The organism is Demequina flava, assembly GCF_000975035.1.
Lineage (GTDB): Bacteria > Actinomycetota > Actinomycetes > Actinomycetales > Demequinaceae > Demequina > Demequina flava.
Genome location: NZ_BBRA01000001.1, coordinates 141,976 through 164,173, shown reverse-complemented (window position 1 = coordinate 164,173; position 22,198 = coordinate 141,976). Strand labels below are relative to the sequence as shown.

General features: G+C 64.7%; 25 protein-coding genes. 19 read left to right on the top strand and 6 right to left on the bottom strand.

Going from position 1 to position 22,198, the window contains the following annotated elements; translation table 11 throughout:
- Window positions 1–13 precede the first annotated feature (13 nt).
- The 17 genes from AOP74_RS11995 to AOP74_RS00680 all read left to right on the top strand — a co-directional run bounded on the left by AOP74_RS11995 (window position 14) and on the right by AOP74_RS00680 (window position 17,218).
- On the top strand, window positions 14–358 hold the full coding sequence (locus AOP74_RS11995) for a YlxR family protein (protein WP_082095910.1): 345 nt from the start codon (window positions 14–16) through the stop codon (window positions 356–358).
- 58 nt (window positions 359–416) lie between these two features.
- Window positions 417–3,161 carry a translation initiation factor IF-2 gene (gene infB / locus AOP74_RS00755; RefSeq protein WP_061960426.1) on the top strand — a complete coding sequence of 915 codons (2,745 nt, stop codon included), beginning with the start codon at window positions 417–419 and terminating at the stop codon, window positions 3,159–3,161.
- A complete protein-coding gene (rbfA, locus tag AOP74_RS00750) occupies window positions 3,161–3,607 on the top strand; it encodes a 30S ribosome-binding factor RbfA (RefSeq protein WP_061960425.1) in 447 nt (148 codons plus the stop codon). Before infB ends, rbfA begins: the two co-directional genes overlap by 1 nt.
- Window positions 3,591–4,517, top strand: a complete 927-nt coding sequence (gene truB, locus AOP74_RS00745) for a tRNA pseudouridine(55) synthase TruB (RefSeq protein ID WP_061960424.1) — start codon at window positions 3,591–3,593, stop codon at window positions 4,515–4,517. The genes rbfA and truB overlap by 17 nt, the downstream gene beginning before the upstream one ends.
- Window positions 4,518–4,599: 82 nt before the next feature.
- Complete coding sequence (locus AOP74_RS00740) at window positions 4,600–4,980, top strand: cupin domain-containing protein (RefSeq protein ID WP_236683687.1); 381 nt, start codon at window positions 4,600–4,602, stop codon at window positions 4,978–4,980.
- Window positions 4,981–5,013: 33 nt separating this feature from the next.
- Window positions 5,014–5,988 (top strand): bifunctional riboflavin kinase/FAD synthetase, encoded by a 975-nt coding sequence (locus AOP74_RS00735; protein WP_061960423.1) that lies wholly within the window; start codon window positions 5,014–5,016, stop codon window positions 5,986–5,988.
- Between the two features lie 39 nt (window positions 5,989–6,027).
- Window positions 6,028–6,801, top strand: a complete 774-nt coding sequence (locus AOP74_RS00730; protein ID WP_061960422.1) for an amino acid ABC transporter ATP-binding protein — start codon at window positions 6,028–6,030, stop codon at window positions 6,799–6,801.
- A 57-nt stretch (window positions 6,802–6,858) separates the two neighbouring features.
- On the top strand, window positions 6,859–7,722 hold the full coding sequence (locus AOP74_RS00725) for a glutamate ABC transporter substrate-binding protein (RefSeq protein WP_061960421.1): 864 nt from the start codon (window positions 6,859–6,861) through the stop codon (window positions 7,720–7,722).
- 83 nt (window positions 7,723–7,805) lie between these two features.
- Window positions 7,806–8,459 carry an amino acid ABC transporter permease gene (locus AOP74_RS00720; protein WP_061960420.1) on the top strand — a complete coding sequence of 218 codons (654 nt, stop codon included), beginning with the start codon at window positions 7,806–7,808 and terminating at the stop codon, window positions 8,457–8,459.
- Window positions 8,456–9,331, top strand: a complete 876-nt coding sequence (locus tag AOP74_RS00715; RefSeq protein ID WP_061960419.1) for an amino acid ABC transporter permease — start codon at window positions 8,456–8,458, stop codon at window positions 9,329–9,331. The genes AOP74_RS00720 and AOP74_RS00715 overlap by 4 nt, the downstream gene beginning before the upstream one ends.
- Before the next feature lie 80 nt (window positions 9,332–9,411).
- Window positions 9,412–10,275 (top strand): glutamate ABC transporter substrate-binding protein, encoded by an 864-nt coding sequence (locus tag AOP74_RS00710; RefSeq protein ID WP_061961851.1) that lies wholly within the window; start codon window positions 9,412–9,414, stop codon window positions 10,273–10,275.
- 125 nt (window positions 10,276–10,400) lie between these two features.
- Window positions 10,401–11,465 (top strand): alcohol dehydrogenase catalytic domain-containing protein, encoded by a 1,065-nt coding sequence (locus AOP74_RS00705; protein WP_061960418.1) that lies wholly within the window; start codon window positions 10,401–10,403, stop codon window positions 11,463–11,465.
- Between the two features lie 132 nt (window positions 11,466–11,597).
- Entirely contained in the window at window positions 11,598–11,867 is a 270-nt protein-coding gene (gene rpsO / locus AOP74_RS00700) for a 30S ribosomal protein S15 (RefSeq protein ID WP_061960417.1), read from the top strand.
- Between the two features lie 473 nt (window positions 11,868–12,340).
- Window positions 12,341–14,557: a polyribonucleotide nucleotidyltransferase gene (locus tag AOP74_RS00695; RefSeq protein ID WP_061960416.1), complete on the top strand. Its 2,217-nt coding sequence runs from the start codon at window positions 12,341–12,343 to the stop codon at window positions 14,555–14,557.
- A gap of 100 nt (window positions 14,558–14,657) precedes the next feature.
- A complete protein-coding gene (locus tag AOP74_RS00690; RefSeq protein ID WP_061960415.1) occupies window positions 14,658–15,989 on the top strand; it encodes a M16 family metallopeptidase in 1,332 nt (443 codons plus the stop codon).
- 5 nt (window positions 15,990–15,994) lie between these two features.
- Complete coding sequence (gene dapB, locus AOP74_RS00685) at window positions 15,995–16,738, top strand: 4-hydroxy-tetrahydrodipicolinate reductase (protein WP_061960414.1); 744 nt, start codon at window positions 15,995–15,997, stop codon at window positions 16,736–16,738.
- The gene (locus tag AOP74_RS00680) at window positions 16,739–17,218 is read left to right on the top strand and encodes a hypothetical protein (protein ID WP_061960413.1); all 480 of its coding nucleotides are present in this window, start codon (window positions 16,739–16,741) and stop codon (window positions 17,216–17,218) included.
- A gap of 18 nt (window positions 17,219–17,236) precedes the next feature.
- Here AOP74_RS00680 and AOP74_RS00675 read toward each other — a convergent pair whose 3' ends face one another.
- On the bottom strand, window positions 17,237–17,728 hold the full coding sequence (locus AOP74_RS00675; protein ID WP_061960412.1) for a GNAT family N-acetyltransferase: 492 nt from the start codon (window positions 17,726–17,728) through the stop codon (window positions 17,237–17,239).
- 44 nt (window positions 17,729–17,772) lie between these two features.
- Here AOP74_RS00675 and AOP74_RS00670 point away from each other — a divergent pair, with 44 nt between their 5' ends.
- Window positions 17,773–18,531: a ZIP family metal transporter gene (locus AOP74_RS00670; protein ID WP_061960411.1), complete on the top strand. Its 759-nt coding sequence runs from the start codon at window positions 17,773–17,775 to the stop codon at window positions 18,529–18,531.
- A gap of 5 nt (window positions 18,532–18,536) precedes the next feature.
- Here AOP74_RS00670 and AOP74_RS00665 read toward each other — a convergent pair whose 3' ends face one another.
- The 5 genes from AOP74_RS00665 to AOP74_RS00645 all read right to left on the bottom strand — a co-directional run bounded on the left by AOP74_RS00665 (window position 18,537) and on the right by AOP74_RS00645 (window position 21,688).
- Window positions 18,537–18,860: an AzlD domain-containing protein gene (locus AOP74_RS00665; RefSeq protein WP_061960410.1), complete on the bottom strand. Its 324-nt coding sequence runs from the start codon at window positions 18,858–18,860 to the stop codon at window positions 18,537–18,539.
- Window positions 18,857–19,561 carry an AzlC family ABC transporter permease gene (locus tag AOP74_RS00660; RefSeq protein ID WP_061960409.1) on the bottom strand — a complete coding sequence of 235 codons (705 nt, stop codon included), beginning with the start codon at window positions 19,559–19,561 and terminating at the stop codon, window positions 18,857–18,859. Before AOP74_RS00660 ends, AOP74_RS00665 begins: the two co-directional genes overlap by 4 nt.
- 158 nt (window positions 19,562–19,719) lie before the next feature.
- Window positions 19,720–20,349, bottom strand: a complete 630-nt coding sequence (locus AOP74_RS00655) for a GNAT family N-acetyltransferase (protein WP_236683685.1) — start codon at window positions 20,347–20,349, stop codon at window positions 19,720–19,722.
- Window positions 20,350–20,371: 22 nt separating this feature from the next.
- Window positions 20,372–20,881, bottom strand: a complete 510-nt coding sequence (locus AOP74_RS00650) for a dihydrofolate reductase (protein WP_061960407.1) — start codon at window positions 20,879–20,881, stop codon at window positions 20,372–20,374.
- Window positions 20,882–20,884: 3 nt separating this feature from the next.
- Complete coding sequence (locus AOP74_RS00645; RefSeq protein ID WP_061960406.1) at window positions 20,885–21,688, bottom strand: thymidylate synthase; 804 nt, start codon at window positions 21,686–21,688, stop codon at window positions 20,885–20,887.
- A gap of 127 nt (window positions 21,689–21,815) precedes the next feature.
- On the opposite strand from AOP74_RS00645, the gene AOP74_RS00640 reads away from it, so the two are divergent.
- Window positions 21,816–22,154, top strand: a complete 339-nt coding sequence (locus AOP74_RS00640; RefSeq protein ID WP_061960405.1) for a cupin domain-containing protein — start codon at window positions 21,816–21,818, stop codon at window positions 22,152–22,154.
- Window positions 22,155–22,198: the final 44 nt, after the last annotated feature.

Here is a 22,198-nt window from a genome sequence, read left to right as displayed (position 1 = left end):
AGGCCGAGAAGCCATGTCCGGTAACTCCCGCACGCCCGCAGGAGGCTCATTAGAGCCGATGCGCACGTGCGTGGGATGCAAGGAGACGGCACCTCGGTCGGTTCTGATGCGTCTGGTTCTTGACGGCGATCGCGTGATTGTCGATGAGACCGCGACCAAGCCGGGTCGGGGAGCGTGGCTGCACCCCGACGCGACATGTCTGGACCTCGCTCATAGGCGACGCGCCTTTGGTAGAGCCCTGCGCTCACCGGGTGCCGACACCTCTGCAGTGGGATTGCCAGGTTCTTCAGCACCGTCCACCGATCGTCAACAAGTTGGGATGAAAGCCCATGGTCATCCGATGAGTCCCTCACGATGAGTACCCACCAGTAACGACGGTTCGACCCCTGCCTCGGTCGGACCGAGACAGGAGAATTGTGGCAAAGCCCCGCGTTCACGAGATCGCGAAGGAACTCGGTATTCCGAGTAAGGACCTGATCGCCAAGCTCAATGACATGGGCGAGTACGTCAAGGGAGCCTCCTCGACGCTCGAAGCCCCTGTAGTGCGTAAAGCCCGCGAAGCTTTCCCCGCTGGCGCCGCTGACAAGAAGTCGGCTGCCCCTGCGAAGAAGCCAGTCGCGAAGAAGGCCGCACCCAAGCCTGGCCCCAAGCCAAGCCCCAAGCCTGCTGCGCCGGAGCCCGAGGCTCCCGCTGCGCAGGAGGCACCCGCACCCGAAGCCCCTGCAGCATCGGCCCCCGCCGCTGCCACAGACAAGGGCGCTGACAAGCCTGCCGGCAAGCCCGCGCCTAAGCCTGCCGACAAGGCTGCGCCGAAGCCCGGTGCGCCGACCCCGGCAGACATGCCGAAGCCGCGCCCCAAGCCCGGCGGCAACAACCCGTTCTCGGAGCGTTCGGCGGGCCCACGCCCCCGTCCGCGTCCGGGAGGCAACAACCCGTTCCAGACCAACCGTCCCGGACCTCGCCCTGGTGGCGGCGGTCAGGGCGGGCAGGGTGGACCCGGCGGTCGTGGTCCTGGTGGACCCGGCGGCGCTGGTGGACCCGGTGGCGGCGGCGGTCGCGGCGGTGCACGCCCGACTCCCGGCCAGATGCCTCAGAAGGCACCCGGTGGCTTCGGTGGACGTCCTGGTGGCGGCCCCGGTGGTCGTCCCGGCGGCGGTCCTGGTGGTCGTCCCGGCTTCGGTGGCCCTGGTGGCCGTCCGGCAGCTGGTGGTCGTGGCCGCGGTGGCGGTACTGCTGGTGCCTTCGGGCGCCAGGGAGGCCGTCCTGCACGCTCGCGTAAGAGCAAGCGTGCCAAGCGGGCCGAGTACGAGCAGCAGCAGGCTCCAGCAGTCGGCGGCGTGCAGATCCCTCGCGGTGATGGCAACACGCTGATCCGTTTGCGTCGCGGTGCGACCATTACGGACTTCGCCGAGAAGATTGACGTCAATCCCGCGTCGCTCGTGACCGTGCTCTTCCACCTCGGTGAGATGGCAACGGCCACGCAGTCGCTCGACCAGGACACGTTCGAGACCTTGGGCGCCGAACTGGGTTACAAGATCCAGATCGTCTCGCCTGAGGAAGAGGACCGCGAGCTGCTCGAGGACTTCGGCCTGGACATTGAGGCTGAGCTTGAGGCTGAAGGCGATGACGTTCTTGAGGCTCGTCCTCCGGTCGTCACCGTCATGGGTCACGTTGACCACGGTAAGACGCGCCTCCTGGACTCGATCCGTCAGGCAGACGTCATCTCCGGCGAGGCCGGCGGTATCACCCAGCACATCGGTGCGTACCAGGTTCACCACGAGCACGAGGGCATCACTCGCGCCATCACGTTCATCGATACCCCGGGTCACGAGGCGTTCACCGCCATGCGTGCCCGTGGTGCCGAGGTCACCGACATTGCGATCCTCGTGGTCGCTGCCGATGACGGTGTGATGCCGCAGACCATTGAGGCCCTGAACCACGCTCAGGCAGCTGACGTGCCGATCGTTGTCGCGATCAACAAGATCGACAAGGAAGGCGCAAACGCGGACAAGATCCGCCAGCAGCTGACCGAGTACAACCTGGTTTCCGAGGAGTGGGGCGGCGACACGATGTTCGTCGAGGTCTCCGCTCGCGAGAACCTGCACATCGACAAGCTGCTTGAGGCGGTGCTGCTGACCGCAGACGCCGGCCTTGACCTGCGTGCCAACCCCGACAAGGACGCCCGCGGTGTCGCAGTCGAGGCGCACCTGGACAAGGGCCGCGGTGCAGTCGCAACGGTGCTGGTTAACTCCGGAACGCTGCGTGTCGGTGACTCGATCGTCGCGGGAACGGCTCACGGCCGTGTCCGCGCCATGTTCGATGAGCACGACAATCCCGTTCAGGAGGCCACTCCGGCACGTCCGGTGCTGGTCATCGGTCTGACGTCGGTGCCTGGCGCCGGTGACACCTTCCTGGTCTCTGACGACGACCGCACGGCGCGTCAGATTGCCGAGAAGCGTGAAGCCGCACAGCGTGCTGCTCAGCTGGCCAAGCGTCGCAAGCGCATCAGCCTCGAAGACCTCAACAAGGCCATCGAGGACGGCAAGGTCGACACGCTCAACCTCATCATCAAGGGTGACGTTTCCGGTGCCGTCGAGGCACTCGAGGACGCGCTGCTCCAGATCGATGTGGGCGACGATGTCGACCTGCGCATCATCCACCGTGGTGTGGGTGCTGTGACGCAGAACGATGTGAACCTGGCAACGGTCGACAACGCGATCATCCTGGGCTTCAACGTCCGTCCCGCCGAGCGTGTGCAGGACCTCGCAGACCGCGAGGGCGTGGACATGCGCTTCTACTCGGTTATCTACCGTGCCATCGAGGACGTCGAGGCGTCGCTCAAGGGCATGCTCAAGCCGGAGTACGAAGAGCGTCAGGTCGGTGGAGCAGAGATCATGGAGATCTTCCGTTCCTCCAAGTTCGGCAACATTGCCGGTTGCTTGGTGCGCAGCGGAAAGATCGTTCGCAACGCCAAGGCAAAGGTGGTCCGCGAGGGCGTCGTCATCGGCGAGCCCACGATCGACACCCTGCGCCGCTTCAAGGATGACGCCACCGAGGTCAAGGACGGCTACGAGTGCGGTATTGGACTCGGTAAGTTCAATGACATCCAGGTGGGCGACATCATCGAAACCTTCGAGATGGTTGAGATTCCGAGGAACTAATGGCAGACAGTGCACGGGCGCTCAAGCTCGCGGGAACCATCAAGAAATTGGTGGCCCGCGCGCTTGAGACCGAAATCAAGGACCCACGACTGGGCTTCGTGACGGTGACCGATGTTCGCGTCACCGGCGATCTTCAGCAGGCGTCCGTGTTCTATACGGTCTACGGCGGGGAAGAGGAGCGCGCGGCTACGGCCGCCGCCCTCGCCTCGTCGAAGGGCCGGCTGCGCTCGCTGGTGGGCCGTGAGTTGGGTATCCGACTCACGCCCACCCTCGAGTTCCACCTCGACGCGGTCCCCGAGACCGCGGCCACGTTGGACAAGGCTCTTCATGAGGCCCACCAGCGTGACGAGGAATTGCGTCGCCTCCGCGAGAACGCGAAGTATGCGGGCGACGAGGACCCTTACCGCACGCGCGCTGACTCGGATGAGGATGGCGAAGGGCGCTAAGGACGAGCCCACCCCGGGAATTGTCCTCGTTGACAAGCCCGCGGGGTGGACCTCGCACGACGTCGTCGGACGAATGCGTCGCCTGGCGGGCACCCGCAAGGTGGGCCACGCCGGCACGTTGGACCCGATGGCGACTGGCCTGCTGGTCATTGGCATCGGTAAGGCCACCAAACTCTTGACCTACGTCGTAGGCCACGACAAGACGTACACCGCGACCATTCGTTTGGGTCAGAGCACCGTCACCGACGATGCCGAAGGCGACGTCGTGGCTGAGGCTGATGCCGCGGGTGTTACGCAGGAGCAGATCGCCGATGCCGTGGCTGAGTTGACCGGCGATATCCAGCAGGTCCCAAGCGCCGTGAGCGCCATCAAGATTAACGGCGAGCGCGCTTACAAGCGTGTACGCGACGGCGAGGACGTCGACATCCCAGCGCGCCCCGTCACGGTTCACGAATTCAAGGTGACCGGCGCCCGCCGCGAAGGCCCCTTCATCGACCTCGACGTGCGCGTCGATGTGTCATCTGGCACCTATGTCCGTGCACTGGCACGCGACTTGGGTGCCGCCGTCGGCGTGGGCGGTCACCTCACTGCGCTGCGCCGCATCAGCGTCGGCGACTTCGAGGTTACGGACGCGATGACCCTCGAGCAACTCGGCGGGGTCGTTGACGGCGGGGGAGAGGTCCCGCGCCTGTCGATGGGCTCTGCGGGTGCCGACATCCTTCCGGTCCGCGCTCTCACTGAGCGTGAGGCGAGAACCCTAGGCTTTGGCCAACAGTTCGACGACACCGAAGACTTCAAGTGGGACGGTCCTCTCGCAGGGCTTGACCCGGATGGCGAGTTGGTGGCGATCGTGCGCCAGGTCAAGGGTCGCGTGAAGGCAGAGATCGTCTTCAAGCCTTCTCAGTCTTAGCGCTCGCCCCGGGACGTACGTCCGATGTGCTGGATACGCACCGTGCCTAATCTGATGAGGACCCCACTCAAGGAGACCCCTCATGACTGACCCAACCCCAGCATCGGCCCGCCCCTCCATGCTCGGCGCAAGCGAAACGCCTGCCGGGGCCATGACAGGGGTGGAAGAGCTTGCGAGTTTGGTTTCGGTGCAGCCGGAGTCAACGGTGTCGCGCACTGTCCTCAAGGCCGATGGGTCGCGCATTGTGCTCTTCGCCTTCGATGAGGGACAGATCCTGACCGAACACACGGCGGCGATGCCCGTGCTGCTGATGGTGCTCGAAGGAAGGCTCACCATCACGGCTGACGGTCGCACGGAAGAACTGGTGCCCGGCGGCGTGATTCACCTGACGACGCGCCTGCCCCACGCCGTCGACGCACTCGAGCCCAGCAAGCTCGCGTTGATCATGCTGGACGCCCGCTAGGAGCGCGGAGAAGCATCGGGCACAATAGGCGCCATGCAGATCTGGCACTCCCTCGCCGATATCCCGGCTGACTCAGGCCCGGCAGCCGTCACGATCGGCAACTTCGACGGAGTCCACCGCGGTCACCAAGCCGTCCTTGAACGAATGGTGGCCGATGCTCGCGAGCGCGGGCAGATCGCCGTCGCTATGACGTTTGATCCGCACCCCAAGGCCGTCCACGACCCCGCGCACCCTCCCGAACTCATCACAGGGCTCGAGGACAAACTGGACCGCCTGCGCCAGACAGGTCTCGACGCAGTGCTCGTGGTGAACTACACGCTCGAGTTCGCGCAACAGACGCCGCAGGAGTTTGTGCGGCGCTGGCTCGTTGAGGGGCTGAACGCGAAGACCGTCGTTGTGGGTCAGGACACCCGCTTTGGCCGCGGTAATGCCGGCGATGTGGGCACGATGCGTGCGCTGGGTTCCACGCTTGGCTTTGAGACGGACGTGATTTCCGACGCGTGCGCGGTGACTGAAGCCGGTCGGCGGTGGTCATCGACCTGGGTTCGAGACCTGCTTGAGTCCGGTGACCTTGAAGAGGCCGCGAAGATTCTAGGCCGCCCACATCGCGTGCGCGGCGTCGTTGAGCACGGCGACAAATTGGGCCGCGAGATCGGCTTTCCCACCGCAAACCTTGGCGTCACGGGCGGCATGATTCCCCGTCACGGTGTCTACGCCGGATGGCTGACCGTGCTTGACGCTCGCGACAACGCTGCGGCGGAGTCGCTGGTCGGCGAGTCGATGCCCACGGCCATCAGCATTGGCTTCAATTACACCGTCGGAGTGGCAGGTCTGCGTGTTGAGGGCTTCGTTATGGATCGAGATGGTTTGGACCTTTACGACGTGGAAGTCGCCTTCGACCTGGTGAAGTGGCACCGGCCGATGCTGGACTTCGGTTCCGTAGAAGCGCTCACCGATGCCTTGGCGGCAGACGTAGCGTGGTGCCGCCGCGTGTTACAACTTGATTAAAGCCGCCCATATGCCTGCTAAAGCCGCTAAGGTCACAGAATGGACGATGCCTCAATCGGCTCGCCCGACAGCGGAGCACAGGCGCTCGTCAGGCTAGAGCACGTCAATAAGCACTTTGGGGACTTGCACGTCCTCAATGACATCAACATGACCGTCAAGCGCGGTGAAGTCGTGGTGGTGATTGGGCCCTCAGGGTCGGGTAAGTCGACCTTGTGTCGCGCCATCAACCGTCTTGAGTCAATCGACGACGGACTCATCGAGATCGACGGCACTCCGTTGCCCGCTGAAGGGCGTCCGCTTGCAAAGTTGCGCGCGGATGTCGGGATGGTTTTCCAGTCCTTTAATCTCTTTGCGCACAAGACGATCCTCGAGAACGTGACGCTCGGACCCATTAAGGTCCGCAAGATGTCGAAGAAGCAGGCCGAGTCCGAGGCCATGGAACTCCTTGAGCGCGTGGGGGTCGCCAACCAGGCGGATAAGTACCCTGCACAATTGTCGGGCGGCCAGCAGCAGCGTGTTGCTATCGCTCGTTCGCTCGCGATGCATCCCAAGGTGATGCTCTTCGATGAACCCACCTCCGCGCTTGACCCGGAGATGATCAACGAGGTCCTCGACGTCATGACCGACCTCGCGAGGGAAGGCATGACGATGATCGTCGTCACGCACGAGATGGGCTTCGCTCGCAAGGCCGCGAACCGAGTCGTCTTTATGGCTGACGGCAAGATTCAGGAAGAGAACACCCCAGAGGAGTTCTTCACCAACCCGCAGTCACACCGCGCCCAGGACTTCCTGTCCAAGATTTTGACGCACTGACGCGTCACAGAAGTGTTGCGGACTGTCCGTCCGTAGCTGATGAGAGGAGAACACCGCATGTTCACGAAGACCAAGGTGGCGGCGCTGGGCGCCGCAGCAGTGCTCGCACTGTCCGCCTGCAGTTCTGACGATGGAGGCTCCGAAGAAGCTGCTTCGGGCGACTTCCCCGAAGGCTCCACCATGGCAGCCCTGTCCGACGCCGGATCGATCACCATCGGCACCAAGTTCGACCAGCCCCTGTTCGGACTCGTGGGCCCTGACGGCGCCCCGGTCGGCTTCGATGTCAACATCGGCACGATCATCGCGGAAGAGCTCGGAATTTCCGCAGACAGCATTGAGTGGGTTGAGACTGTTTCAGCCAACCGCGAGCCCTTCATCGAGGGTGGCCAGGTCGACATGGTTGTCGCTACTTACACGATCAACGATGAGCGCAAGGAAGTCGTGTCGTTCGCCGGCCCGTACTACAACGCTGGTCAGTCGCTGATGGTGATGGCGGACAACTCCGACATCGCTGGCCCTGACGACTTGTCGGGCAAGAACGTCTGCTCGGTCGAGGGCTCGACTCCCGCCGCGAACATCGACGAGAACTACCCCGACGCGAACCTCGTGCTGTTCGGTGCTTACACCGACTGCCTCGAGCCGCTGCGTAACGGCCAGGTCGACGTTGTCACCACCGACAACGTGATCCTTGCTGGCTACGTGGATGAGTCCGACGGCGAGTTCGCTATTGCTGGTGAGCCCTTCACTGAGGAGCCCTATGGCATCGGTGTGGGTCTCGAGGACGATGAGTTCCGCGACTGGATCAACGACGTGCTCGAAGAGATCTTCGAGGACGGACGCTGGCTCGAGGCCTGGAACGCGGATGGCTCGGCTGGCACCGTGCTGCCGGAGCCTGAGGTTCCGTCGGTAGACCGCTACTGATCCACTGACGTAACCGTTGTGAGGTGGGGCTCGGCGCATACGGCGCCGGGCCCCACCCGCACACCTCTTGAGGAACTGGGGACATGGGAGCACTTCTCGAAAACTTCGATCTACTGTGGCGGGCCTTCCTGACCACACTGTGGATCGCGACAGCGGCAGGTGTGCTGTCGTTCGCCTGGGGCGTGACGCTCGCGGCATTCCGCGTGTCTCCGATTGGCCCCTTGCGTTCGTTCGCCACGGCGTATGTGAACATCATTCGCAACACGCCATTGACGCTCCTGTTCCTGTTCCTTGTCACCGCGTCGCCGCAGTTGCTTGGCTTGGTTGTTCCGCTCGGCATTCCCATGGCGATCTTGGCGATGACGCTGTACACCTCAACCTTCGTCTGTGAAGCGGTTCGCTCGGGTATCAACTCCGTGGGAGTGGGCCAGGCAGAAGCGGCCCGGAGTGTAGGCCTGACCTTTGTGCAGTCCCTGTCGACAGTGGTGCTGCCCCAAGCCTTTAGGTCCGTCGTTCCGCCGCTGATCAACGTTTACATTGCCCACATCAAGAACACGTCCGTCGCGGCAGGCTTTGCCACGACGGAGCTCACCGCGATCGCGAACCGCTTGTCCAACGGCAATCCCGGTGACGTTATTGGGATCTTCTTCGGGGTTGGATTGGCGTACCTGGTGATGACGGTGCCCTTGTCCGTCGCAGCGGAGAACCTCGAGTCGAAGGTGGCGGTGGCGCGATGAGCGAAAAGCAGCAGGTTCTTTACGACATCCCGGGCCCCAAGGCCATCGTCCGGGACAAGCTCTACACGGTGATTTTCTCCATCGTGATTTTGGGCGCGATCGCTTGGTTCGCGTTCGACGCTTACCGCCGCGGCATCTTTGATGACCGCTGGCAGGTGTTGTGGGCCGGAGACAAGGGCTTCTCCGGTCTCGAGGTGTGGCAGCGCCTTCTGTGGGATGGACTCATCCTCGGAACAATGAAGGCTGTCGTCATCGCGGTGCCGATTGTGGTCGTCTTCGCGCTGATGCTGACCATCGCACGTCAGGCGCCCACGCGCTGGGTGCGCTACCCGGCATACGGCTTTACTCACATCTTCCGCGGCATCCCCGTGCTGCTCATCATCTACTTTGGTGTGCTCGCCCTCAACCTCAGTCCGCTCTGGGCTGTTGTCCTTGGTCTCGTGGTCTATAACACGGCCGTGGTGGCGGAAATCCTGCGCGCTGGCATCGCGGCGCTGCCTTCCGGGCAACGCGAGGCAGGCCTCAGCATCGGCCTGACGCCGCTGCAAACCATGATGCGAATCCAGCTCCCGCAAGCGGTCCGCATCATGTTGCCCGCGCTGATCAGCCAGATCGTGGTGCTCTTGAAGGACACCTCGCTGGGCTTCATCATCGCGTACGTCGAGCTGCTGACCGTGACCAAGAACCTGTACAACTTCTTCGGCAACAGCTCGGTGGTGCCGCTGATCCTCGCGGCTGCTGTCATCTACATCGGCGTGAACATGGCAGTGTCGCGCTTGGCGACCTGGCTCGAGGGCCGTATGCGCCACAGTTCCGCCGGAGCCAAGCCCGCCGCGGCCCCCACTCAGGCGGGCGGCGCCCCCGCGGTGTGACATACATGGCACGACGAAGCCCCATAGCTGCTGCGCTCACGTGTACTCTCGTGCCGCAGAGGGGATGAACGATATCGATGATGAGAACAGTTGTGCGAGGCGGCGTGATCGCCGGTGCTATCGCTCTCGTGGCGGCGCTGAGCGCCTGCTCGGCCGATGAGTACCCAAGCGACTCGACCATGTCCAGCCTTGCTGAGTCGGGGGAGATTACGATCGGCGTCAAGCACGATCAGCCCCTCTTCGGCGAACTCGATTCCGAGGGTGTTCCCCAGGGTTTCGATGTCGAGGTAGCGCGCATTGTTGCCGACGCCCTAGACATCGACGAGTCGGGCATCACCTGGGTCGAGGCGCCGAGCGATGAGCGCGAGAACCTCCTCGTGAACGGCAAGGTCGACCTCATCGTCGCGACCTACACAATTAGCGAGGAACGCAAAGAGAAGGTCGGCTTTGCCGGTCCTTATTACGTCGCAGGCCAGACGCTGATGACTCGCAAGGACGATGTCGACATCGCGTCCCCGCTGGATTTGGACGGCAAACAGGTCTGCACCGTGGCCGGCTCAACCGCAGCTGTCACGATCGGTCGCGTTGCCCCGGACGCATCGGTTGTGCTGTTCGACGACTACTCCGACTGCCTTGAGCCACTGCGCACCGGCCAAGTGGACGTCGTGACAACCGATGACGTGATCCTCGCTGGGTACGCGGACGAGTCCGATGGTCAGTTCCGGATTGTGGGTGCGCCCTTCACCGCCGAGCCTTACGGCATTGGCGTCGCGCATGACGACGACGAGTTCCGCGCGTGGATCAACGACACCCTCGAAGCATCGATGGAAGATGGCTCGTGGCAGGACGCGTGGGACTCGACCGCGGGCACCGTTCTCCCCGAGCCACAGCGGCCTCACCTGGACCGGTATGAGGCGTCCGCAGAAGGCGACAGCGACAGCTAGTTTGTGAACATCGCGACACCTAAATGGCACCGTGAGTGACAAAGGTGTGAACTAGCGGTGAATGTCAGGCGAGGATCGAGTGTGCCGGTTGTGCGCATCGGCCCTGGTCCGGCAAGGTCCAGCACATGCCTGCTCCCCACGCCGCCGTTGCGGTCACCGCGCGCGCACTCGTCTCCCATGACGGTGCCGTGCTCGACACTTTGACCCTCCCGGTTCCAGATCTCTCTCCAGGGGAGATCTTGGTCGCGATGCACTTCGGTGCCGTGTGCGGATGCGTGGTCGACATGGTGGAGCAGCAGCACGCGGGCGCTCACCCAGCAGTGCTGGGGCATGAAGGAGTCGGGGTCATTGAAGCAATTGGCCGGGGGGAAGCCGCCGTTGCTGCCGATGGCACGCTCTTGGCACCAGGTATGCGAGTGGTGTGGGGGCGCAACGCCGGCTGTGGGCGGTGCCAGGGGTGCGCTACGGGGAGAGCCTGCCGCAACCCTACGGTCCTGGGCGAGGCGCAGGCGGATGCTGAGGTCGCCCTGAGCGGCAGCCTCACCACGCATGCAGTGCTACCGCCCACCGCGGTCGTGGCGATAGTGCCGCGCAGCATCCCGGACATGATTGCCGTACCTGCTGGGTGTGCAGTGGCTAGTGTCTGCTCGGTGATCGACACGGCTGGGCCGCTTGCGGGCAAGCGTGTGCTCGTTCTTGGAGCAGGCATGCAGGGCCTCGTGGCCGTCGCGATGGTGGCGGAGGCGGGTGCATCGTCGATCACCATCGTCGAGCCGGACCCGCAACGGCGCCAGCGCGCCCTCGAGTTTGGGGCGGACGCTGCACTGGATCCCGCCACGGGGCTGGCACGCGCGGATGTGGTGATTGATGTCTCCGGCGGAGCGGCGGCGTTGGCGGCCGCCAGCGATGCCCTCGACACCGGGGGAGTGCTCGTGGTGGGCCGCACTCGTGCACGCGTGGCGCATCTGCACCTCGACATGGCCCGTCTGTCGCGCGAAGCGCTGTCGGTTCGCGGCGCTCCGCACGTGGGCCCTCACCACCTGCTCGCAGCGTTGGACTTCCTGGCGGGCACACATGCCACCCGCGACTGGGGATCGCTAATGGCTCCGCCTGTGGCACTGGAATCCGTCACCTCAGAGCTGCCGTACGCTGAAGGACAGCACGCTAGGGCTCTGATCTCGCCCCGGTGAGCCAGCATCGGCTCGCCCGAAGCCTTCTCCTTGCTGTATAGTGGGACGTCGCCGTGAAACGGCCGCGGATCCCAAGCCCCCGGAGAACATGCCCGGGAGCTCCGTGCAACAAGACATCAGAAGGAGTGAGCCGTGCCTCTTGACGCAGCCACCAAGAAGTCCATCATGACCGAGTACGCCACCGTCGAGGGCGACACCGGTTCGCCTGAGGTTCAGGTCGCGCTCCTCACGCAGCGCATCAACGACCTCACCGGTCACCTCAAGGAGCACAAGCACGACCACCACTCGCGTCGTGGCCTGCTGCTCCTCGTTGGTAAGCGCCGCAACCTGCTGAACTACCTTCAGCGCATCGACATCGAGCGTTACCGCTCGCTGATTGAGCGCCTGGGTCTGCGCCGCTAACGCGCAGATCCGGTCGCGCTCGGCCCGGTTGCTCCCTCCTCACGGAGGTCGAGCAGCCGGGCTTTTCGCTTGTCTGGACGGATCCCTCGCCCCACCCGTCCGCCCCGCCGCCACTCCGCTCCACCCTGCCGCACCCACAAACTAGGCAAGCCATGCGCATGCGGCACCACAGCATCGGCCCCACGAGGCTCGTGATGTATATGAGTGAGCCATCTGCTGGGGCGCGCCCAGCCCGCACTCGTGCGCCAGAAGCGGTCACACTGATAGCATGGGCAAGGCCCGCCATTCATGGCGGTGCCCAATTTCATACACCTGGCAGGGCAGCTGGACGCTGATCCTCGGTGGAGATGGGCAGAATCCCCGCGCATCAGACGCGGGCGCACGTCTGACTATGTCGACTGACGATCAGTATCGGACTCAACGAGTCCCTTATGTTCGCCTGGCCTGCTCCACAGAAAAGGAGCAACTTCCACATGGAAGGTCCTGAGATTCAGTTCGCTGAAGCAACCATCGACAATGGTTCTTTCGGCACGCGCACCGTTCGCTTTGAGACCGGTCGCCTCGCCAAGCAGGCCGCCGGTTCCACCGCCGCCTACCTCGACAACGACACGATGCTGCTGGCTGCCACCACGGCTGGCAAGCACCCCCGCGACGGCTTCGACTTCTTCCCCCTGACGGTGGACGTCGAAGAGCGGTCGTATGCAGCCGGCAAGATCCCCGGTTCGTTCTTCCGTCGCGAGGGCCGCCCCTCGACCGACGCCATCCTCACGTGCCGTCTGATTGACCGCCCGCTGCGCCCGTCCTTCGTGTCCGGCCTGCGCAACGAGGTCCAGGTCGTCATCGACGTCCTCGCGATCAACCCCGACGACGCTTACGACACCCTCGCAATCAACGCTGCGTCGATGTCCACCCAGCTGTCCGGTCTGCCGTTCTCCGGCCCCATCGGTGGTGTCCGCGTGGCACTCATCGACGGCCAGTGGGTCGCGTTCCCGCGCTACTCCGACAAGCAGCGCGCCGTCTTCGAGATGGTCGTTGCTGGCCGCGTGGTTGGTGACGACGTCGCCATCATGATGGTCGAGGCTGAGGCCACCGACGACGCTTTCAACCTCATCTCCGAGGGTGCCCAGGCACCCACCGAAGAGGTTGTGGCGCAGGGCCTTGAGGCTTCGAAGCCCTTCATCAAGTCGCTGTGCGACGCTCAGGCCGAGCTCGCCGGCAAGGCAGCCAAGGAGACCGTGGAGTTCCCGCGCTTCCTTGACTACCAGGACGACGTCTTCGCAGCCGTCGAGCCCTTCGTCGCTGCTGACCTCACCGCTGCCCTGCAGATCGCTGACAAGGCTGAGCGCGAGAACCGCCTTGACGAGATCAAGGCTGGCGCACTCGAGAACTTCGCTGAGCAGTTCGAAGGCCGCGAGAAGGAGGTCTCGGCAGCTATTCGCTCCGTGACCAAGCAGACCATCCGCCAGCGCATCCTCAAGGACGGCGTCCGCATCGACGGCCGTGGCCTCGAGGACATCCGTCCGCTGTCGGCCGAGGTTGGCCCCATCCCGCGCGTGCACGGCTCCGCCATCTTCGAGCGCGGCGAAACCCAGATCATGGGTATCACTACGCTGAACATGCTCAAGATGGAGCAGCAGATCGACTCGTTTAACCCCGAGACGAAGAAGCGCTACATGCACCACTACAACTTCCCGCCCTTCTCCACGGGCGAGACCGGTCGTGTGGGTTCCCCCAAGCGTCGCGAGATCGGCCACGGTGCTCTCGCTGAGCGCGCGCTGGTTCCCGTCCTGCCGTCGCGTGAGGACTTCCCGTACGCGATTCGCCAGGTCTCTGAGGCACTGGGCTCCAACGGCTCGACCTCGATGGGTTCTGTCTGCGCATCGACCCTGGCCATGCTGAACGCCGGTGTGCCCCTGAAGGCCCCCGTCGCCGGGATCGCTATGGGCCTCGTGTCCGACACTGTTGACGGTGAGACCCGCTACGCAGCTCTGACCGACATCCTCGGTGCAGAAGACGCGTTCGGTGACATGGACTTCAAGGTCGCAGGTACCTCCGAGTTCATTACCGCCATCCAGCTGGACACCAAGCTCGACGGCATCCCCGCATCGGTCCTCGCCGGTGCTTTGGGCCAGGCCAAGGATGCGCGTCTGCACATCCTGTCGGTCATGAACGAGGCCATCTCCGAGCCTGACGAGATGAACCCGTTCGCACCTCGCATCATCACGGTGCGCGTGCCCGTCGACAAGATCGGTGAGGTCATTGGCCCTAAGGGCAAGATGATCAACCAGATCCAGGACGACACTGGCGCTGACATCTCCATCGAGGACGACGGCACCGTGTTCATCGGCGCCGACAACGGTGAAGCTGCTGAGGCTGCGCGCTCGGCGATCAACGCGATCGCTAACCCGCACGTGCCTGAGGTCGGCGAGCGCTTCGTGGGAACTGTCGTCAAGACGGTTGCCTTCGGTGCCTTCATCTCGCTCAGCCCCGGCAAGGACGGACTGCTGCACATCTCGCAGATCCGCAAGCTCGTCGGTGGCAAGCGTGTCGAGAACGTTGAGGACGTCCTGTCCATCGGCCAGAAGATTCAGGTCGAGATCAACGAGGTCGACCCACGCGGCAAGCTGTCGCTGGGCGTCGTCGAGGAGGCGGGCGCTGAGTCCGCAGACTCGGACGAGGCCGGCGAGTAATCGTCGTCTGATCTGACGCTCACGAGGGCGGTCCCGGTTCGCCGGGGCCGCCCTCGTGGCGTTTCTGCCGCACACCCGCCAAGCAGTTAGGCTCGCCCGTATGCCTCACGCCCTTCCTCTTGTCCCTGCCCAGTCCATCGGTTCTCATCTCGCCGTTGAACAGGATCATGGTGCGGTGATACGCCGCAGTGTGCTCCCGGGAGGCGTGCGAGTCCTCACGGAGCACATCCCCGGGATGCGGTCGGCGACCGTTGGCGCCTGGGTTGGCGTCGGGAGCCGCGACGAGACCCCAGAGCACGCCGGCTCGACACACTTCCTTGAACACTTGCTGTTCAAGGGAACCCAGCGACGCAGTGCGCAAGACATCGCCGTCGAGTTTGACCGCGTCGGAGGCGAGTCCAACGCGATGACGGGCAAGGAGTTCACTTGCTATTACGCCCGGGTGATCGACCAGGACCTGGCACTCGCGATCGACGTGATCTGCGACATGGTGACCTCGGCCCGGCTCGATGACGCTGACTTCGAGATGGAACGCGGCGTCATCTTGGAAGAGCTCGCGATGAGCGAGGACGACCCCGGTGACGTGGCTCACGAGCGCTTCACGCAGGCTGTCCTTGACGGGCACCCGCTGGGCCGTCCCATCGGCGGCACGCCGGACATCATCCGCGCCGTCACCCGCGACGCGGTCGAAGACCACTACCGCGAGCACTACGTTCCCGAAGGACTCATCATTGCGGCCGCCGGGGGAGTCGACCACGACATGGTGTGCGCACAGGTGGCCGACGCGCTCGCGCGAGGCGGCTGGGACCTGACGGACAACCGTGCGCCCTTGGACCGCCGCGACACTCTCGCCCACGTGGAGGCCGGCGTCGTTCCCGAGGTGCGGGTCGACCGCGATCTCGAACAAACGCACGTGCTCCTCGGCATGCGGGGATTCCGTGCCACCGACGAGCGCCGCGCGGTTCTCGGCGTGACTAACGCAATTCTCGGTGGCGGAATGTCATCGCGCTTGTTCCAGGAAATCCGGGAAAAGCGCGGGCTCACCTACGGTGTGTACTCGTTCGGTGCTCCGAGCGCAGACACGGGGCTGTGGGGCATGTATGCCGCGTGCAACCCGACCAACGCCGATGAGGTCGAACGCCTGCTAGGAAGCGAACTGGAACGCTTGGCAGAGGGCATCACCGCCGAGGAGCTCGAGCGTGCCCAGGGCCAAATTGCCGGAACCACCGTGCTACGCCTCGAGGACTCGTACTCCCGCATGTCGCGTTTGGGCAAGGCCGAACTCGTCCAAGGTGAGCTGTGGTCAATCGGAGAATCTCTTGATCGAGTACGCGCGGTGACGGCCGATGACGTGGTTGCCCTGGCATCGGACCTCGCCTCGCGTGAGCGTGTCAGTGTGCGTGTAGGAAAGGTCGATGCGCCCGTAGAGTAGACGCCATGATCAACGTCGCAGTATTGGGCGCCTCGGGGCGCATGGGAACCCACGTCGTGAACGCCGTCTCTGGCGCTGAGGACCTGGAAGTGGTGTCATCTCTCGACGTGGGCGACGACATCGCTGACGCTGCCCGCGCGGGCGCCACCGTGGCCGTTGACTTCACCGTTCCCGACGCGACCGAGGCCAACGTCCACGCGCTGATCGATGCTGGCATCCACGCGGTCGTCGGCACCACGGGATGGACGAGCGAGTCGCTTGGTCGAGTGCAGGAGCACCTTGCCGAGCGTCCTGAACTCGGTGTCCTGATCGCACCCAACTTCGCGATCGGTGCGGTTCTCGCCATGCGCTTCGCGGCAATGGCCGCGCCATACTTCGAGTCCGCAGAGGTCGTCGAGCTCCATCACCCCAACAAGGTCGACGCACCCTCGGGCACCGCGACTCACACCGCTCAGGGGATTGCCGCAGCGCGCGCCGCAGCGGGACTCGGCGCGAGCCCGGATGCCACCACCTACGATCCCGGCGGAGCTCGCGGTGCAAATATTGATGGCGTCAACGTGCACGCGGTGCGCCTGCGCGGAATGGTCGCCCACGAAGAGATTCTCTTTGGCAACGAGGGAGAGGCCTTCACGATCCGCACCGACAGCTTTGATCGCGTGTCGTTTATGCCAGGCGTGTTGCTGGGTGTGCGTGAGGTAGGTCACCACACGGGACTGACCGTTGGCCTCGACCAGTACATGAGCCTGTAAATGGGACTCATGCGCTCACCCGCGTTCCTTGGCGCCGTCGCGATGACGGTGATCCTGGCGCTGTACGTGGCGTTTGTCGCGAACTACGCCTGGGTGCTGATCAACACCGATGCGTGGCAGGCTCGCGCACTCGGCGTAGCGATGATGGTGTTGCCACTCATTGCGGGTTGGTATCTCATCATTGAGTGGCGTCTGGGCATGACCGTCCAGAAGATGGCGCGCGACCTGCAGGAGCGTGAGGAACTTCCGAGTTTCGACGGTGAGGTCACAGTCAGCGGACGCCTGACCCCGGAGTCTGCAGAGGTCGCGTACGAGGAGGCTAAGGCCGCCGTCGACGCCCAGCCCGAGCAGTGGGAAGCCTGGTTCCGAGTCGCCTACGCGTATGAGGAAAACCGCGACCGTTCCATGGCCCGAAAGTCACTGCGTCACGCCGCAGACCTGTTCCGCGCCGAGCGCCGGCGGATGCGCGCGGGCCGCTAGAGCCCCCACCCCGGGCGACTAATCGACGAGGGTCGCCTTCCAAAGGATCTCGCTGAGTTCATCGCCAGGTCCGTCGATGCCGCGGCGCATGCCGCCCTCGCCCAGTCCGGCAGAGCGCAGGAACGCGGTGCGCACCTCGTCCTGTTCAAGCGCCCACGCCTTGATCTCGCCGCCGCCGTGAATCCGGACGGTGTCGACGCAGGCGGCCAACAGGCGCGATCCGTGGCCAAGGCGCCGGTACTCGGGGGCGACCTCGAGGGCAATGATCTCGGTCATCGCCAACGCCGCAAAGCCCACAACATTGGGGCCGTCCGTGGCGATAAACATGCGGTGCTTTCGGGACGGAGGCGACTCGATCGCAGATGCCCACTGCGCCAAGATCTGGTCGCGGGGGAGTTCGTCGACGGCGTCTTCGCCAAGGGTGAGTCGCCACGCGGCCAACTGGATGTCAGTGATGGCCTCCTCGTCTCCGGGGACGGCGGGGCGGGCGGACACATCAGCGGTGGGCATGCCCACAAGCGTACGCGGCTCATGGCCATGGCTATGGTGGCCTGATGGACGTCGGAGTTGCTGCGCTCGCGAGCGCCATGGGAATTGGCACGCTGCTCATCGGCGCGGCCATCGGCTGGTTCTGGGACGTGCCCCGCCGCGTCGTCGCGGGTGTCATGGCTTTTGGTGCGGGAGTGATGGTCGCGACCCTCGCGCTTGAACTCGTCGCTGAGGCGGCCGACGGCGGGGGAGTGTGGCCCGTCGTTGTCGGCTTCGCTGCGGGTGCGCTCCTGTACGTGGGCGGCGATCGCTTGGTCGCGGCGCGCGCGGCGCGGGCAGCCGAGCGAGCGCGCACCGACTCGCGCAACATCACTGCGAGGCGAGGTGGGGCCACCCGTGGCAACGGCGGGGCGATTGCTGTGGGCGCGCTCCTGGACGGCATTCCTGAAGCAATCGTGATCGGACTCAGCGCCGCCAGCGGCTTCCCAGTGGCGATCGTTGCGGCTATCGGCTTGAGCAACATCCCCGAAGGGCTCGCTGGAACAGTCCCGCTGAAGAAGTCCGGTCGCCCTGCCGGTCAGGTGTTTGGGCTGTGGGCGGCAATCACCGTGATCGCCACGCTGGCTGCTGTCGCGGGCGCCGCATTACTGGCCGATGCTCCGGCGGAGGTACTCGCGGTGATTGTCTCGCTGGCTGCCGGTGCGCTGTTGGCGATGGTGTGCAACGCCATGATTCCCGAGGCCTTCCACGAGGATCACTGGGCCACGGGCCTGCTCGCCGCGGCAGGATTCTTGGTCGCCTTCGTGCTCAATGAGCTGACGTAGGCCGCTTAACCCCAGCCAAGGAGCCGCAAGCCTGCGGCCACCCCCGCGGCGACGAACACCACGACAATGAATGGGGCCTTGCGCCACAGCAACACGGCCGCAACTGCCACCGCGGCCACGCGGGCATCCAGCACCACGTCGGAGCCTGCCGTGAAGGCCTGCACCGCGAACAGCGCCGCGAGTAGCGCGACCGTCACGTAGGCGGCGATACGGTGCACACGCGGGTTCTCGAGCCAGGTCTCTGGAACGACGTGCCCCGCGTACTTCGTCGCCCACGCCAGGACGCCCGCGACGACGATCGCGACCCACATCAGCATGTACTCGCTCATTCCGGCACCGCCTCGACATCCTCGGGCGCCGGCCAGCCCGCGATGACCGCAACGAGCGCTGCGGCCAGTATCGGAAGACCGGACGGCAGCACGGGAGTGAGCAGCAGGGCGACGACGGCCGATGCTGCGGCCACCGCCTGCGCAGGGCGGCTCGCTAGTCGCGGCCACAGCAGGCCAAGGAACGCGGCGGCAGCTGCCGCATCCAACCCCCACTGAGCCGGGTCGCCGATCCGCGAACCGAGCAACGCACCGACCACGGTGACGGCGTTCCACGCCACAAAGACGCCAACACCGGTCCACCAGAATCCAGCTCGGCGAGCCTCGACGTCCTCGGGCGGCTGCGCCAAAGCGACCGCGGTGGACTCGTCAATCGTCACCTGGGATGCCCACACGCGACGCAACCCACGCATCGGCCGGAGAACAGGCGCAAGCCCCACTCCGTAGAAGCCATTGCGAAGACCCAAGAATGTGCTCGTGGCGACCGCCGCGGCAGCCGTGCCTCCGGCACCCAGTACCCCCACGAAGGCGAACTGAGAGCCCCCGGAGAAGACCAGCAAACTCAGCGCCATGGTCTGCCAAATGTCCAGACCGGCCGCAACCGACAGCGCCCCAAAGCTAATCGCGTAGGCCCCTGTGGCCAGTGACACCGACAGCGCCTGTTGGCGCGTGGCATCGAGTCGGGACACAGACATGCCGGTCATTGTGGCAGGTGATGACCTGTGTCCTGTCGCCCGGTAGAGTTGCGTCCCATGAGCACCGAGGACAAGAAGCAGCGCCGTGTGCGCATCGTGGCCCTGATCACCATCATCGCGCTGACCCTGTCGGTCACCGGTGGCATCGTTCTCGCCACGATCTTCGGCTAAGCGTCTGCCCGCTCAGCGGGCCAGGCAAACTCGGTACCGTCGGCGCCCCAGGCGCGCGGGCGCGGTGCGGCGGCAAACGGTTCCTGCGTGAGGTGATCTCGCGTCGCCCACCACATCACGCCATCGTGCATCTGACCGTCATCGAAGCATCCGTGCGCGACAGCCTCCTGGCGCACAAATCCCAGCCGGCGGGGGATAGACGCAGACCGCTCGTTTGACGGCGCGTGAGCCACATCGACGATGTCCGCGCCCGCGAGATTCAACGCCACAAGCGTGAGAGCCACCGCGGCCTCCGTGACAAGACCACGCCCTTCTTGTGCTCGATCGATCCAGTAGCCGAGTTCGAGCCGGTCAGGATGGGCCCGCACGTGATACCCGGTGCCGCCGATGAATTCCCCTGAGTGCAGGAACATCCCAAGCGTGTAGTCCTCACCCGCGTCCGCCTGGGAATTCAACGTATCGATGAGGGCGCGCCTTTGCTCGATGCTCTGCGGCTCGAACTGGATCCACTCCATGTAGCGACGCAAGTGATCGACGTTGCGGGTTGTGACCTCGCCGAGCGCCTCCGCATCGGCGTGGGTGTAGCGCCGCAGGACGAGCCGTTCGGTCTCCACGCGGTGTGGCACGGTGAACCTCATGCGCCGGCTCTCAGCGTCGGGTGTAGGTGAGGAAGCGGTGGCGCGGCCCCGTTGCGGAGTCACGCCATCCGGAGTCTTCGGTGGCTTCCCAGTCGGTTTCGTTAACCTCGGGCGCGTACGTGTCGCCGCGCGTTTCGAGATCAATCTCGGTGACCACGAGTGCATCGACGACGTCCATCGCGGCCGCATACAACTGCCCGCCACCCATGACCCACGCATCGCGCCCCGGCGCCCTGTCCGTCGCGATATCGCGTGCCTGTTCGAGTGAGGCGACCACGGCATCGGCCCCCTCCACGCTGTCGCGGGAGGTGACGACGATGTTGAGGCGCCCCGGCATCGGCCGGAATCGCTCAGGCAGCGCCTCCCACGTCCGGCGTCCCATGATCACCGGGCACCCCATGGTCGAGTTCTTGAAGTGCCTCAGGTCCTCGGGCAAGTGCCACGGCATGTCGCCGTCGAGCCCAATGACGGGCCGGCCGTCCGCGTCGCGAGCCTGTGCCCAGATTGCCTTGAGTGCCATGTCTCAGACCGCGATCGGGGCCTTGATGCCCGGGTGGTGTTGGTAGTCCTCGATGACGACATCATCCAGGTCGTAGTCCATGAGGGAGTCCCGCTGGGCGAGGCGCAACGTGGGGTACGGATACGGCTCGCGGCTCAGCTGCAATTCGGTCTGCTCGAGGTGGTTCGAGTAGATGTGGCAGTCGCCGCCGGTCCACACGAACTCGCCGACCTTCAGCCCCGTCTGCGCCGCGATCATGTGGGTCAGCAGCGCATAGGAGGCGATGTTGAACGGCACGCCGAGGAAGAGGTCAGCGCTGCGCTGGTAGAGCTGGCACGACAGTTCGCCGCCCGCGACGTAGAACTGGAACATCGCGTGGCACGGGGGGAGCGCCATGTTGTCCACCTCGGCCGGGTTCCACGCAGTGACGATGTGACGGCGGGAATCGGGCTTAGTGCGAATGGACTCGATCACGTTCGCGATCTGGTCAATGGAGTCCCCGCCGGGGGTGGGCCACGAACGCCACTGCGCGCCATAGACCGGACCAAGATCCCCGTTGTCATCGGCCCACTCGTCCCAAATCGAGATGCCGCGCTCCTGGAGCCACCGCACATTCGTGTCGCCGCGCAGGAACCACAGCAACTCGCCCGTGATCGACTTCATGTGCACCCGCTTGGTTGTGATCAGCGGGAAAGACTCGCGCAGGTCGAACCGCATTTGGCGACCGAACACGGACAGCGTGCCGGTGCCGGTGCGGTCCTCCTTGCGCGTGCCATGCGCGAGCACGTCGCGCAGCAGGTCTTCGTACGGCGTGGGGATGGTGCTCATGGGGTCCAACTCTAGGGCGACCTGTGCTCGCGGGTGGGTGCCACACCGGAGGGCCGATGCTGGGGTCGCCGTGCGCTCGGGGTGCAGTTGCGGTTGACTGGCTCGCAGGGGGAGTGAGGAACGTGACATGAGCATTGTTGACCTGGACGGCCTTGTCGACGAGCAATTGGCCCTGGCCTACGAAGCGCCCAGCGGGCGCCATGCGGTCACCTTAATGGGAGGGCGCGACCGAGACTTGCGTCAGACGGTTATCGCGATAGCGGGTGGCAACGCACTCCATGATCACGACAGTCCAGGAGAAGCGACGCTGCAGGTGCTCAGGGGAGAAGTGACATTCACCTCTGGTGATTCCGAATTGGCGCTGTCGGCCGGTGACTTCTTGGTCATTCCGCCGGTGCGTCATGGGCTCACCGCAGCGACCGATTGTGCGGTGCTGCTGACCGTGGCATCGCGCGCGGGAAGGTAAAGAGTAGGTGATGGTCGTGGTGGAGCTCCGTGTGCTGCGCTTGA